This window comes from Bacillus sp. 5RYD7K, assembly GCF_059831465.1.
This window is the reverse complement of record NZ_CP191200.1, coordinates 3,394,119-3,411,182: the sequence shown is the minus strand read 5'-3', so window position 1 is coordinate 3,411,182 and position 17,064 is coordinate 3,394,119. Positions and strand designations below refer to the sequence as shown.

Annotated in this window: 2 protein-coding genes; both read left to right on the top strand. The window is 43.5% G+C overall.

Translation table 11 applies throughout. From position 1 onward, the window contains the following. Positions 1 to 2 precede the first annotated feature (2 nt). Positions 3 to 12,260: an SDR family NAD(P)-dependent oxidoreductase gene (locus ACQE26_RS16505; protein ID WP_500470085.1), complete on the top strand. Its 12,258-nt coding sequence runs from the start codon at positions 3 to 5 to the stop codon at positions 12,258 to 12,260. Next, positions 12,260 to 17,023 carry a type I polyketide synthase gene (locus ACQE26_RS16500; RefSeq protein WP_500470084.1) on the top strand — a complete coding sequence of 1,588 codons (4,764 nt, stop codon included), beginning with the start codon at positions 12,260 to 12,262 and terminating at the stop codon, positions 17,021 to 17,023. Before ACQE26_RS16505 ends, ACQE26_RS16500 begins: the two co-directional genes overlap by 1 nt. The last annotated feature ends 41 nt before the right edge of the window (positions 17,024 to 17,064 follow it).

Genomic DNA, 17,064 nt, shown 5'->3' with positions numbered 1-17,064 from the left:
CAATGGTTCATTTGAATAAACAGGGTGCGGATATCGCGATAATCGGGGTTGCTTGCAGATTCCCCGATGCAGATCATTATCATGAATTCTGGGAAAACATAAATAGCGGCAAAGATTCCATCCGGGAAGTGCCGATTGAACGGTGGGATCCCGATCTTTATTATTCAGCTGATATCAGTATACCGAACAAAACAATCAGCAAGTGGGGAGGTTTTATTCATAAAGCTGACCATTTCGACCATAAGTTTTTTAATATCTCTCCCCGGGAAGCGAAAAACATGGATCCTGAGCAAAGAATCCTTTTAGAAGAAACTTGGCGGTGCATCGAAGATTCCGGGGTCTCTTTACAGGATCTCCAGCGTAAAACCACTTCTGTTTTTGCGGGTATTATGAATTCTGACTACCGGCAGACAGGTCATGCTGAATCGGAAATCGACAGTTATGCCTGTTTAGGAAGTTTCGAAGCTATGCTTTCCAACCGGCTTTCATACACATTCGGTTTGACCGGAAAAAGCATGTCTGTAAATGCCGCTTGTGCATCATCGCTTGTTGCTTTACATGAAGCGGTTAAGTCATTGCGGACAAAAGAAAGCGATTATGCAATCGCATCGGGAGTAAACTTGAATTTCCAACCCGGAAAATATATTTCTTTTTCTAAAGCCAGAATGCTGAGTCCTGACGGCAAATGTAAAACTTTTGACGCAGCGGCGAACGGGTACGTTCCCGGAGAAGGGGCAGGCGTTGTATTGTTGCAGCGCCTTGGTGATGCAGTAAAAGCCGGTCACCATATATACGGGATCATAAAAGGGACAGCTGTTAATCATGGCGGTAAATCCCGTTCCATAACCGCTCCCAGAGCAGAAGCGCAGTGCCGGGTCATCTCAGAAGCTTTACACAACGCTGCTGTCGATGCTGCGACGGTTTCTTATGTAGAAGCACATGGCACAGGTACATCTCTGGGCGATCCGATAGAAATAGAAGCATTGACAAAAGCGTATCGGCAATATACTGAGGATACTCAATATTGCAGGATCGGAAGTGTGAAAACAAATATCGGTCATACAGAAGCAGCAGCGGGAATGGCCGGATTGATAAAAGTTCTAATGATGATGAAACACCGGAGGGTGCCGAAAAGCCTGAATGTACATACGGTAAATCCAATTATACAGTTTGAAAAAACACCGTTTAGGCCGGCGCTTGATTCAAGTGATTGGAAGGCGGCAGACGGGGCTCCGCTCAGGGCGGGAATCAGCTCCTTCGGTTTTGGGGGTGTTAACTCTCACGTCATCATCGAAGAATTTATACATACAAAAGACGAATCTGACAGAAAAGGAAGGGTACCCTTCCTTTTTTCCGCTAAAAGTGAAGAAAGCATGAAACAAATGATACATCATTGGAGAACCTTTGCTGACGATTCAGAGGAATTTTGCAAAATATCAAATGAAGTGATCAGCAGCACCCTTTTAACAAGGACATCGTTTGATTACAGGGCTGGTTTATTGGCAGGCAGCAAGGAGGAATTTAAAAATCAGCTTAAAGAGGGATTAAGTTTTCGGAGGAAACAAGATTCTGAATGGGCGCTTGCCATCGGTGATTTCAAATGGGAAAGTTATAAACAATTTGCCGTTTTGAAACGGGTGTTCCCTGATTTAGAAAAGAACGTAAGGCCGGTGCTGAAGGGTATACCAACATTGCACAGTTCATTTAAAAGAAAATGGACGCCTGAGAAAATCCGCTTGTATTCTTTAGTTATCAATACGGAAATCATAAAAAGTATCCTGGCATCCGGTTTTAAGCCAAGCCTCATTACAGGCGCCGGAGACGGATATTACGTCGCTCTTGCAGCAGCGGATATCATCAAAATTGAAAAGGCCATTTCTGTAATCACAGGCGCTGAAAAACCTTCGCACATATCCTGTAAGCCGCCGTCCATTCCATTTGTCAATCCGTACACTTCAAAAACGTACCCGCCGGTTCGATTAAATGAAGATTATGTAAGGATGCTGCTGAACGGTCTGAGCTTCCCGGCTGATTTTACAGACCGCCTGTACGGGAAAACACGGCTGCTTCTTGAGCACCAATATACGTTTAAAGGGTTTTTAGAAGAGTGGGATAAAGCGGGAAAGACTCAGGAAATCGAGATTTTATCTTTAATTGTGAATCGCACGGCGGATAAAAGAAACGCATTGCCGGCTGATGAGGAAGCGGCGATCATGGCTATCCTTGCCTCTTTGAGAAGACTGTATAAGAGATGGGATTTAACAGATTATGATGGATTCTTTAATAATGATTATGTTCTGGAAATATTAAATTTACTGGACGAAGGAATCTTGTCTAAAGAACTTTTTCTGAGCATGTTATTGAAAAAGCAAGACGGAATTAAACAGGCTGTTGCTTGTATGAATGAGCAGCCGGCAGGTTTTTATGATAAAACTCGTTTTCCGTTGATGACAGAATACAATCAAATGGATGCCGTGTCTCAGGAGATAGCTGATCATATGCCGCATCACACGGAAGAAAAGGGAACGGAGCCGGATATGAATATTTCTGATTTTTCAGTTTTTCAATTCGGATCGCTCCCTCCATCAGCAAAACTAAACAAAGCGGCTGCTTTTGAAACGGACAAAGCAGCTGATGAGGCTCTTTATCATTCATTTATGCAAATGTGGCTTTCAGGAGAAGAGATTGAATGGGCGAAACTAGGTGACCATCATAAAAGAAAAGCTCCGCTTCCGCCTTATCCGTTTGAGCGCTGTCAATTTTCTTTAAACCCTCAGCAGGTAAAATCAGACGCGGCTTTTTCAAAAAAGAAGAATCAGGCACTTTATACGCCGGTATGGAAAGAAACCGCACTTGAGAATGAAGCGGACAGCGGACAAGCCTGTACTATTTTGTTGTTCTCCGGAAACAAAGACTATTTTGAAGAGTTGAAAAAAAGAGAGAATACGTCCGCATATCTTATTATGCCCGGTGACCGTTTAGAGCAGATAAGCGACAGTGTTTTCACGATCAACAGGCAGCGTCCCGAAGATTATCAAGGTGTCATTCGTTTGTTAAAAGAAAAAGGCGCAGCGCCTGATGCAATTTTGCATACGTGGTCTGAAAAACGGCCTGAACTGGAAGAAACACTCGAATCAGGAATTTATTCCGTGTTTTATCTGACTAAGGCTTTAATCAGCGAGAACCTTATAAACAAAGTAACGTTCATTTATACATTCAGCGCAGATCAAAAAGAAAAATTGCCGTATTTTGAAGGTGTGAACGGTTTTTTAAAATCGGTAAAACAAGAATATCCGCAGCTGCATTGTAAGACGGTTTGCTTTGAACATGATTCTGCAACCGTTTCATTTTCAGAGAAGGCTGCCATTCTTTATAAAGAAATAAACACAGCACCTGATCGGCATATTCATATCACTTACAGAGGCTGCGTAAGATATGCACGGATGTTAGAGAAGCAGAGAGAAACATACACAAAGACCATTCAATACCCTGAAAAAGATAAAGTGTATTTAATTACAGGGGGATTTGGGGGGATTGGCAGTAAAGTCGCTGAATATTGCGCGAAAACTGAAAAATCCACCATTATTCTATCGGGGCGGTCTGCTTTAAACGGAGATAAGCAGAAACATTTAGAATACCTGAACAGCTTTAAAGCAAAGGTTTATTATATACAGGCGAATATATCCGATAAAGAAGCGGTAAAAAAAATGATTGACGGTATTACCGATCAGCATGCAGGTCTTCATGGCGTCATTCATTGTGCAGGAGTTATCAGAGACTCGCTGCTTTTTCGAAAAACAAAGCATGAACTTTCAGAGGTGATTGCTCCAAAAGTTCATGGTGCATTGAATCTTGATCATGCAACGAAGTCGCTGGAATTGGATTTTTTCGCCGTTTTTTCTTCAGTCGTCTCTATTGCAGGGAACGAAGGACAGTGTGATTATGCATATGCAAACGGCTTTTTAGATCATTTTGCAGAATATCGGGAACAGAAACGGCAAAATTCTCTGCGCAGCGGCCGCACGCTGACAATCAATTGGCCTTTATGGAAAGACATCGGAATGGGGGCGAACCTGTCAGGTCAAGGGCGGACGTCTCTTTTTCATGGTTCCGGGCTCGAAGAACTTCCTGCTGAAGACGGAACGCAATGGTTTTCGCGGATTGTGACTTCGGGTCAGCTACATAATATTGCAGTCTGCGGTGATCATGACCGCTTTGAACAATTTATGCAGCAGCGATTTTTGACGGACGAAACAGAGACAGGCAGTGCCATTCCTTTGGCTCAAGGCGATATTTTGGATCAGACAGTTTTGTTTTTAACCAATATCATCTCCTCTGAGATTGGTGCAGAACGGGAAGAGATCGATCAAGATGTGCATCTGGCTGAATATGGAATGGATTCGGTTATGATTCATCAATGCAACACAAAGCTGGAGCAGTCACTGGGAGCAATTTCGAAAACGCTTTTATTTGAATTTCATACAATCAGAGATTTAGCAGATCATCTTGTAAAGGAATATCCGGATCGGCTGGGGCGTTTATTTTCACGGGAGGAAAAAGGAAAACAGATTCAGAGCATTACCCCTGCCAGGCCGGAACAAAACATCACTGCACCTGCGGCGGAGGAAAAAGAACATCTTGACGGGATAGCGGTAATCGGTATCAGCGGCCGTTATCCCGGGGCTGAAAATATCGAAGAATTGTGGGAGCTTCTATCAAAAGAGAGAACCGCAATCACAGAAATTCCGAAAGAACGATGGAATTATGAGACCTACTATGATCCAGATCCCGCTAAAGCGCATGAGGGGAAAATTTATTGCAAATGGGGCGGATTTTTAAAGAATGCTGAATCATTTGATTCTTTGTTTTTCCAAATATCGCCGAGAGAAGCAGAAGCGATGGATCCTCAGGAACGAATATTTCTCGAAACCGTGTGGAAAGCATTTGAAGATTCGGGTTATACCATTGAAGGGTTGAGAAAGCAGACCGAAAAACATGTCGGTGTATTTGCGGGAGTGACAACCAATTCTTACAAGCTGCTCGGCGAAAGAATACCGACGGATAAAAACGATGTACTTCCAAATTCGTTCCCATGGTCTCTCGCGAACAGAGTGTCTTACACATTTGACTTTACGGGTCCCAGTGTCCCTGTAGATACGGCTTGCTCTTCATCCTTAACGGCAATTCACATGGCTTGCCAAAGTTTAACAAAGGGTGAGTGCTCGGTTGCGGTTGCGGGAGGAGTAAATTTGTATCTTCATCCTTCTGACTATTTATACCGATGTCAGATGGGGATGCTTTCAAAATCGGGAAAATGCAGAAGTTTTGGAGAAGGCGGCGACGGTTTCGTACCCGGGGAAGGTGTCGGGGCCGTTATTCTTAAACCGCTTAAAGATGCCATACGTGATAATGATACTGTGTACGCCGTCATTAAAGGAACGGCAATTAATCACGGCGGAAAGACGAATGGCTATACGGTGCCTAATCCTGCCGCACAGGCGGATTTAATTCAAGGAGCTCTTAAAGCGGCCGGTTGGAGCGCCAGAAGTGTCAGCTTTATTGAAGCCCACGGCACGGGGACGCCGCTGGGTGACCCAATTGAAGTCCGAGGCCTGACCAAGGCGTTTAGAGCTTATACCGAAGATGTTTCATATTGCTCTCTCGGATCGATTAAATCTAACATCGGTCATCTCGAAGCGGCTGCGGGTATTGCCGGCCTGACAAAGATTATCTTACAAATGAAGTATAAAAAAATAGCCGCAACACTGCATGCTGAACGGGTGCATCCGGATCTTTATCTGGAAGAGACACCTTTTTGCCTTCAGCAGGAAACCGCCGACTGGATAAAACCCGCGAATGAAAAACATTCTGACAGCAAATATCCGCGGCGCGCGGGATTAAGTTCTTTCGGAGCGGGCGGGGCAAATGCTCATATCCTTGTGGAAGAGTATGAGTCTGCTGCTGACTGTCATACGGATTGTGAGGAAAGTGAGGAACTTATCGTACTCTCAGCCAAGCATTCACTGAGTTTACGGGAATCGGCAAAACAGCTGGAGGAATATCTTCAAAAGGCCCGTCATAAGCAGGACGAGTTTTTGCAGCCGGCGGGAACAAATAAGCCGCTTCACCTTTCTGATATTGCGTATACCCTTCTTGAAGGGCGTGAAGCCATGCCAGAAAGACTTGCTGTCATTTCAAATAATATCGATGATCTGATGTTGAAATTAAATCACTTTTATAATGGAATTGACGATCACGAAATATTTAGAGGGAAAAAACCGAATCATAAACGCGGACAGCGGCAATCGGATCTTCCGCTCAAATCCGGCAGAACCACATTAGCCGAAATGGCTGAATTTTGGGTATCAGGAGGCAATTTAAGCTGGGGTGACTTCCGCACCGGCAGAAAACCGGCAAAAATTGCGCTGCCGACTTACCCTTTCTTAAAAAACAGACTGTGGGTGTCAAATAAGGCGCAAACAAAATCAGCAGCCGGTACAGCTCCTTTATTTGATTTTTCTGCAGGTGAGTGCCGATTTTATAAAACGCTTTCAGATTCTGAATATTATTTAAAAGACCATGTTGTGCATGGGAAAACCGTTCTGCCCGGAGCGGCAATCATCGAAGCGGCCAGAGAAGCGGGAGAGAGGCTGTACGGAAAATCAGTCATAAAACTGAGTCAGGTTGTATGGGCGGTTCCGATAACCGTTGAAAAAGAAAAGACGATAATGATAGATCTGCTGCCGAATCAAAAGGACGGCAGATTTGTGGTGAAAACCGATATGCAACCTGAAGCGGCAGTTCACTGCCAAGGAAACATTATCACATGCGGAGATCAAGATGCCTCTCATACAGAGCATTTTAAGTTGGACAGCTGGTTAACCGGACAGAAAAGATTAATCAGCGGCGCAGAGTGTTATAGGAACTTCCGGCAGAGCGGTTTGGACTATGGAGCCAGCTTTCAGGTAATAAAACAGCTGTTTATCCATGAAAATGCTGTTCTTGCACGAATATCACTTCCTGAGAGCATTCATAAAAAATCCGGCACGCTGCTGGAACCGTGTTTATTGGATGGAATTTTTCAATCCACAACCGGGTTTATGTCCGGTCAAGAAGGGGATCACACCGCATATTTGCCTTTTGAATTAGGTGAGCTGGAGATTCTTCACGCACCTTCGGCAAACGGCTATGCTTACATTACAGCTGCCGATGAAAGACAACATGATGATGTCAAAAGGTTTCATATACTATTTATGGATGAAAACGGATCTGTAAGTCTTAAAATAAAAAACTTAGCGTTGAAGGCATTAAGGGTTACACCGCAGACTCAAAATGAGCGGCATTCAGCTAAGTATTACACTGATATGTGGAAGCGGGCCCCTATGCTTCATCAGCCTGAAGGCAGCGGTTTAAACAGCTGCCTTGTGATTTCACTCCGTCAGGATATATCAGAACCGCTGATCCGCAAGGCATATAAAGATATCGGCCTGAACATGATCTTTGTCCGCCATGGCGGCAGTTTTCAAGAAAAAGAAGCTGATTCCTTTGAATTGAACAGCGTCAAACTTGAAGGCTATAAGAAATTGCTGGCGATTCTTAAAGAAAGACAAGTGACAATTGACCGCGTCATTTTAATCGGGATGAGCCCTGAAACGGGAATTGAGCATAACATTCATGAAAAGCTGGAAGAGGCTGTTTTGCCGGTTTTCAATGTAACGAAAGCTCTGCTAGCAACAATCCCAAGACATAAAATCCTGATATCACATGTATTTTTCACAAGGAACAATCAAATCTTACCTTATCAAATGGCAATCAGCGGCTTTTTTAGGTCGCTTCATTTAGAACATCCAATGTTGTCCGGTAAAAATATTGAAATACACAGCGATGAAATTCAGTTACAGCTGAACACCGGTCTGCCTGAATTAAAAAACCTTGTGAAAGAAACAGTCACAAGCGATGATACTTCTTCAGAAATCAGATACAGAGATGGAATCAGGCAGGTGAAACACTCTGCAGAAATTGAAAGTGCAGAGCCCCCCAAAAAGATGGAAGTAAAAGAAGGGGGAGTTTACCTCATTACAGGAGGAACAGGCGGTCTGGGACTGATTTTCGCCAGACATCTTGTGCGAAAAGGGAGAATCAAGCTTGTGCTTATCGGCAGGTCAGAGCTTTCTGAGGAAGCCGTAAGCAATGTAAAAGAGCTCGAAAAAAACGGATCAGAGGTTTTTTATGTAAGAACCGATATTTCTGATAAGGAAAATGTCAACAACCTGATAAAACTCGTCAAAAGCAAATTAGGTCCTGTTAAAGGAATTATTCACAGCGCCGGTGTGATAAAAGATTCATTACTCATCAATAAGCGTGAAGAGGATCTCGATTCAGTCTTGGCCAGCAAGGTTTACGGAACGATATGGCTTGACCGGTATACAGACAGAGAACCTCTGGATTTTTTTGTTATGTTTTCATCTATCAGCGCAATAATCGGGAATGCCGGACAAACCGATTATGCTTATGCAAACCGGTTTATGGATTATTTTGCGGAAATGAGAGCGGCGGAAAATAAACCTGGAAAAACAGTCTCGATTAATTGGCCTTTATGGAAAGAAGGCGGTATGCAAATTGATATTCATTCAGAGAAGTTCCTTTATGACCGTTTCGGAATGCTGCCTCTGGAAAAACGAGAAGGCCTTGCAGCATTTGATCAAGCAATGACAGGGTGTGAACATCAAATAATGGTATTTAGCGGTAATGAATTAAAGCTGGAACGAATGATAACGATTGACAGCGGAAAAAGTGACCCGGCAATCGCCGACGAAAATCACGAACCGAAAGAGCTGTCAATAACTGAATCTTTAAAAAGCACTTTGACGCGCATCATCACCGGCGTATTAAAAATTGAAGAACGGGAATTTGATTTTGAACTGCCGATAAGTGAATACGGATTTGATTCAATTATGTTTACAATGCTGGGCAACGAATTAAACGAAACATTAGAAATATCAATGATGCCGTCAGATTTTTTCGGCCTTACTGATTTTAATGAACTTCTTGACTTTTTAAAGAGTGAGTATTCCGAAGAGCTTCATCTGTACGGCTCTTTTTCTTCGGAGGAATCTGAAGCGAAAGACCGGAGAGAAATGCTGATTGAGGGCATCGCAAAGATGATGTCAAGTATTTTAAAGATTGACAGAAAGGAAATAGAAGAAGAGACTTCATTCGGCGAGTACGGATTTGATTCTATTACGTTTACCAGACTCGGAAATGAAATCAATCAACAATATGGTACGGAATTATTGCCGTCCATTTTCTTTGAATGCAATTCACTGGCTGAATTTACTGATTATGTAATCGAGCAATACGGAGAAATCCTTTTTGCTGAGACAGAATCTTTTTCTGCAGCTGACGAAAAAACATTGTACAGCACGCCTCCGGCGGAATCCTATGAACATTCCCCTGAGCCTGAAAACAAAACCAGGCAAGAGGAAAGACATATGAATGAGCCGGTTGCAATAGTGGGAATAAGCGGCCGTTTCCCCCAAACAGATTCGCTGGAAGACTTTTGGGAAGGAATTGAAAAAGGGCGGGATATGATTACAGACATTCCTGAAGACCGTTGGAACTGGAAAGAGTTTGACGGCGATCCGATCAGGGACGTCAATAGAACAAAAATAAAAAAAGGCGGATTTATCAAAGGCGCGGACAGTTTTGATCCGTTGTTTTTCGGGATTTCTCCCGCCGAAGCAGAATTAATGGATCCCCAGCAAAGAATTTTTATGGAGACTGTATGGAAAACAATAGAAGATGCGGGCTATAAGCCGTCTGATTTGGCAGGGACGAAAACCGCGGTGTTTGCAGGGGTCGCCACAACGGATTATGCGGAACGTCTGAATGAAAATGGTGTCTCTGTTCAGGCGCAGACCGCAACCGGTTTAAATCATTGTATATTGGCAAATCGTATTTCTTACCAGCTGAATCTGACGGGTCCGAGCGAACCGATTGACACTGCCTGTTCAAGTTCGTTAGTTGCGCTTCATCGTGCGGCTGAGGGGATTCAAAGAGGCGATTTTGAAATGGCGATTGCAGGCGGTGTGCATATTATGACAAGCCCTACTCTGTTTATAGCTTTTGATAAAGCAGGTATGCTTTCCAAAGATGGAAAGTGCAAAACGTTTGATAAAAGCGCTGACGGCTATGTAAGGAGTGAAGGGGCGGCTGCAGTATTGCTTAAGCCGCTCAGCAAAGCACAGGCAGACGGTGATCATATATATGGTTTGATTAAAGGGTCAGCTGTAAATCACGGCGGCCGCGCCAATTCTTTGACAGCTCCGAATCCGAACGCACAGGCGGACTTATTAACCGAAGCTTGGCGGAAGGCGGGGGTCAGCCCTGCCACTGCGGGATATATAGAAGCGCATGGCACAGGGACAAGTCTTGGCGATCCGATTGAAGTGAACAGCATCATAAAGGCATTTAAAACGTTATATCATGAATGGGACATTCCCTTTGCGAAACAGAAATGCTGCGGAATCGGGTCTGTGAAAACAAACATCGGCCATCTCGAAACCGCTGCCGGAATAGCCGGAGTGATGAAAGTGTTACTGGCTTTTAAATATCGCAAACTACCGGGACTCGCCCATTTTTCAGAACTCAATCCATACATCAAACTGGAAAATACGCCATTTTATATCACAGAAACCGCTCAAAAGTGGAATCCGATAAAAGATGAAGAGAACAACGATCTGCCGAGGAGAGCAGGTGTCAGCTCATTCGGATTCGGCGGTGTGAACGCGCATATTGTTTTAGAGGAATATAGGGAACCTCAAAAAGAAGTGCCGGAAAACAACGGTAAAACACACATTTTTGTTTTATCTGCGAAAACCAAAGATCAATTACTTGAGTATATCCGGCTTATGGTTCAGTACTTGGATCGCGTGATTGCCGGTGACAGGACCGTTAATGCCAGTGACATGGAATTTACATTGCAAAACGGCCGGGAAGCAATGAACGAAAGAATTGCCGTATGTGCAGCGAGTCTGACTGAGCTGAGAGATAAGTACGTCAGCTTTCTTGATGACAGCAAGGTGCAAAAAGGCGTATTTATAAGCGAAAACACTGAAGAGCGTACAGCTGTTTCTGAATATATGATTCAGGAGGCTCTTCAAAGCGGAAAAGAGGAGCTGCTCGCACAATGGTGGGCCAATGGAGCCGAGTTTGAATGGAAGACAATCGGCAATCAGAAATTGAATAGAGTGCCGCTGCCAACCTATCCGTTTGCAAAAGAGAGTTATTGGTTTACTCCGAAAAAGAACAAAAGCGAGGTTAATAGCAAAAGTCTTCACCCATTAATCAGCGAGAATGTCTCAACATTAAAGAAACAAGCATTTAAAACTGTTATTTCCGGAACTGAATTTTTCGTCACTGATCATCTTGTTTCAGGAGACTATGTGTTGCCGGGAGCCGCTTCGCTTGAAATGGCTCTTGTTTGTGCGGAAATAAGCGGAGAAAGTAAAGTATATAAAATAAAAGACGTGATGTGGAACAGACCTATATTATATAAAGGAAAAACGCTGCACATTTATACCGACTTGGAAATGAAACAAGATAAGTTGAACGTAACGATATGTAAAGAGGATCCGGATGGCGTGCAGCAAATCTGCACACAAAGTGAAACAGTATTCGGAGACATAAACAGCAATCCTGAGTATGTCGATATTGATAAGTTCAAACGCAGCAGTAAGGCTGCCATAACCCGGGAAGAGTGTTATCACCGCTTCAGTCGTATGGGCCTGACATATTATAGCAGTTTTCAAACGTTGAAAGCCGTATACCGCAGTGATATGGAGTTAATGGCAGAATTGGAGCTTCCGGCTCATTTAGCGAACGGGTTTTCACATTTTACACTCCATCCTTCATTAATTGACGGCGGTTTTCAGGCGGCGGCATTTTTGTTAAGAGATAATGAGAAAGAGGGCTTATTTGTTCCATATTCACTTAGAGAGCTTCACATTAAGAGGGCGCTTACTGCCCGATGCCATGTCTCGGTGAGAGAAACCGGTTTTTATACGTATAACATTGATTTTATTAACGAGAGCGGCGAAATAGCCGTGAGCATGAAAGACTTTTCTGTCAGAAAAGTGACCGGGGGAGAATTAACCGCAGGACGTAAAAATGAAGATCAGGAAATTCTCTTCTTATTAGAACAATTGAAAAACGGTGAACTTTCTGCTGACCAAGTTTATCAGCTGCTGGAGGGAAAATAGTGCAGATCAAACAAATACTTTCCTTAATTGAAGAACAGCAAATGTCTCCTGATGCAGGACTGGAGCTAATTCGCACTTACAGAAAAGAACAAATGGAAAAAAAGGCGGAGCAAGCTCCGTCCCCAACCATTTTTTTAAAGAACGATTGGGTAAGGACAAATGACATTGATATGCCGAATCAGCAGGCACCGGGGAATATGCTGATTTTTGATCAGGATAACCGTCTTTTTCAGCATGCCGAGATGATGAATGGAGATCATAACCGTGTCATTCTCGTAACGCCCGATTCTGATTATAGAATTGAACGGAATAGATGCACAATCAATCCTTCTGATGAAAGTCATGTCGAAATGCTGCTGTCTGATTTGGATGAAAACGGATTTACACCTGATGTCGTGCTTTATTTATGGAACGGAGAAATCAGAGAATTCACTGAAAAATCCGTTAATGAAACTCTTTGCAGAGGGATAAACTCGCTCTTTTTATTATCAAAAGCTTTAATGCGGAGAAACGAACCTGTTACGTTATTGCATATTTATTGGACAAGGGGTCTGAATCAGCCGTTTCATGAAGCTGTCGGAGGTTTCATTAAAACGGTAAACATGGAAAGCTCCAAGCTTAAAGCGAAAACCATACAGATTCGCCATGAGCATTCTGACATAAATCCTCCGGTTTCTGAGATATGGGATGCTGCAATCAGTGAAATACAGCGCTTTCAATCCGATGAATGTGAGATTTTAATAGACTCACATACCCGTTTTGTGAAAGGGCTGCAGCATATTGATATTCCGGAACACAATAAAGGATCTGTAACGTATCAAAAAGGCGGCATATATATCATTACCGGAGGAGCCGGAAAACTCGGGCTGCTGTTTGCGGAACACATCGCTAAAGAAAACCAAGCCGTGATTATACTTACAGGCCGTTCTGTTTTAACAGCTGATCAAAAAGAACGGATCGGTAAGCTTAATGAGAGCGGCTCTATTGTTGAATATCAGCGGACGGACATAACAGATCGAACAGAGGCAGAGCGATTCATTTTCGGCGTTAAACAGCGGTACGGCAGCATAAACGGGATCATTCATGCTGCCGGCATCCTTCGTGACTCATTTCTTGTAAATAAAAGTCTCAGTGATTTTACGGACGTACTGAAACCGAAAGTTTACGGGACAATCTGGCTGGATGAGCTGACAAAAGACGAAGATCTTGATTTTTTTGTTCTCTTTTCTTCTTTTTCCGCTTACGGAAATGCCGGCCAAAGTGACTATGCGTACGCAAATCATTTTATGGACAGTTTTGCAATGCTTCGATCTCAGCTCTCCCGAAACGGAAAAACCCTTTCAATCAATTGGCCGTTATTGAAAGATGGCGGGATGAGTCTCGACAGCAATGGAATCATTCAAATAAAAGAAAAATACGGAATGACTCCGATGCGAACTTCCTCTGTTCTGGAAGCGTTTCTGAAAATGCTGCGGTCTTCATTTACCAGCTTAATGCCTGCAGAAGGAGAGCGGGATAAAATGATAAAAGCGCTTTCGATTCAAAGAAACACAGCTGCAGCAGATCAAGATACACTCACGGCGGAACACAATGAAGAAGAGGAATATGCTGCGAAAGAAAAAGTCAATGACTATTTAATCAAGATCATCAGCGGTGTCTTGAAAATCCAAGCTCATAAAATAAATGCGAAAGACTCTTTTGAGAAATTCGGAATCAACTCACTTATGATCATGTCACTTATTTCAAAGCTTGAAGATACTTTCGGGGATCTTCCAAAAACAATCTTTTTTGAATATCAGAACATTGAAGAGCTTTCAAACTTCTTCCTAACATCTTTTAAAGAAAAAGTGCTTAAGGCCGCAGGGGCAGCTCCGGTAACAAGAGTGCCGAAGAAAAGAGAAAATCTGAGTGAAAAACAGCACCGGCAGCATAGAGTTGCAGCTGCACCGAGCATGGTTCAGCCGGGTGAGGATATTGCCATTATCGGTGTGAGCGGAAGATATCCGAATTCCGATACTCTTGAGGAGTTCTGGGAAAACATTGCCGGAGGGAAAAACTGTATTATTGAAATCCCCGAGGAACGTTGGGATTTCAGATCGATTTACAGTCCCGACAGAATGGAGAAGGGGAAAATCAACAGTAAGTGGGGCGGTTTTATCAGCGGTGTTGATCAATTCGATCCGCTGTTTTTCCACATTTCTCATAAAGAAGCTGAGCTGATGGACCCTCAGGAGCGAATTTTTCTCGAAACCTCCTGGCATACGTTTGAAGATTCAGGATATACAAAAGAGAAGCTTAACGGTATGAAAGCCGGTGTGTTTGTCGGAGCCATGTACGGACAATATCAATTATTCGGCGCAGAAGAAACTGCGCGGGGCAATCCGATTGCGCTCAGTTCCTTCTTTTCATCTATTGCGAACAGGGTTTCATACTTTTTTAATCTCTCCGGCCCGAGCATTGCACTGGATACGATGTGTTCATCATCGCTGACGGCCATTCACTTGGCATGTGAAAGCATTAAAAGAGGGGAAAGTGAAATTGCGCTTGCGGGCGGCGTTAATGTGTCCATACACCCCAGCAAATACCTTTGGCTGAGTCAAGGTAATTTTGTTTCCACCGAAGGATTGTGCAGAAGTTTCGGAGAGGGCGGAGACGGCTATGTCCCGGGAGAAGGTTCGGGCGCCGTCCTTTTGAAACCTTTGGAAAAAGCAATTGCTGATCAGGATCATATATACGGAGTAATTAAAGGAACATCTGTAAATCATGGCGGAAAAACCAATGGATTTACGGTTCCGAATCCGAATGCACAAGCTGAGCTGATTGCTGAAAATTTCAAGAAATCGGACATCAGTCCGCGATCCGTCAGCTACTTGGAAGCACACGGAACGGGTACCTCGCTCGGAGATCCGATTGAGATCGCAGGATTGACAAAAGCTTTTGAGAAATTTACGGACGATAAACAATTTTGTGCCATAGGTTCAGTGAAGTCTAATATCGGACATTTGGAGTCTGCTGCAGGTATAGCAGCCCTTACAAAAGTTCTTTTACAATTTAAGCATCAGAAATTGGCGCCATCCATTCACTCGGAACAGCTGAACCAAAATATCCGATTTGAAAAGACGCCTTTTTACGTTCAGCAGAAAGAAGAAGAGTGGCGGAAAGAATCAGGCGCCTCCAACAGAAGAGCAGCAATCAGTTCGTTCGGAGCGGGAGGAGCAAATGCCCATGTCATTGTGGAAGAATATCAAAACCATGCGGACACACAAACAATAAGCGGTCCGTTTGCCGCAGTTCTCTCTGCCAAAAATGAAGACAGACTGAAAGAATACGCTCGGCGCCTTCTGCAATTCACAGAGCGGGAGACAAAGGCCTCGGCAGCTGATATCGCTTTTACATTGCAGACATGCAGGGAACCGATGGAAGACAGACTTGCTGTTGTAGCTTCTGATTTGCCGGAACTTAAGGAGAAGCTGAGAACTTTCTGTACTGAAGGAACAATTGGAGAGGGCGTATACAAAGGCAATGTTACGAAAGATTTTGATAAAGTCTTTATCTTTCATGATCAAAAGATGAAAGATAAATTCCTCGAGGTGATGATGGAGACAAAGGACTTGAATCTTCTTGCAAAATTATGGTCTTTCGGGGCTGATATTCAATGGAGAGAGTTATATGAAGAATATACCCCGCAAAAGGTCAAGCTTCCTTTATATCCATTTGCTGAGGAGTCTTACTGGGTGCCTGGAAACCAAAGTGCAGTATTTCCAGAAATATTGCCGCAGCAGTCTTCACTGCACCCGCTTCTGGATTCGAATGAATCTACTCTGGAACAGCAGTTTTTTAAAACGACATTAAGAGACAAAGAGATTTGGTTAAAAGACCACATTGTAAAAAACAAGAGCATTCTCCCGGCAGCTGCTTTTCTTGAAATGGCATGCGCAGCGGGAACACGGTCATATCGAAAGAAAAAGGTCACTCGTTTAAAAAACGTGATATTTGCCAGACCGGCCATGCTTTTGCAAGAGAGCCTGACCATTTACACTCACATTTCCGTAAAAGACGGCAGCATATTATTTAACATGTCACCTGACGAGGATGCTGCTGTAAGGACTGGATTTGTGACGGGTGAATTAGATTATGATCATGATTACGGTGATGATGATATAGAGAATACGGACAGACAAGAGATAATAAACAGAAGTGCTTTTGTCCGTGAACAAGATGAATGTTACGAGTATTTTCGGGAAAACGGGTTCCTGTATGGGCGCGCTTTTCAGCCGATTCAACGTTTATGGGGCGGCGGAACGGAAGCGGTTGCACACTTATTGCTGCCAAAAGAAGCCGCATATGCTCTTGAAAATTATACATTGCATCCGTCTTTAATTGATGGGGCTCTGCAATCTTTGTTCGGCATTACGGACGGAAGAGAAGAGGCATCTGTTTATGTTCCTTTTTCAATAGGAGAGATTACGATTCGGAAAAAAGTTTCAGCAGAATGCTGGGCTTATGCGCGTAAAACAGGCCAAAAAGGTCAATCCGAGCTTATTTACGATATTCAGCTGCTTAATGAACACGGAGAGAGACTTGCAGGTTTAAAGGATGTAACCATTCGTAAAAAAGAAACGTTTTCCGCGGAGACACAGAATCATGCAACAGCGGATTCCAATCGAAAGAACGAGAGAGTAAAAGAGCTCCTCAGACAATTAAAAGCGGGCGAACTGACTGCGGAGGAAGCAGATTATGCGCTGGAGCGTATGCAGGATTAGTTTATCATTTTGCGGCAGTGCCATTTGTAAAGGGGATGAAG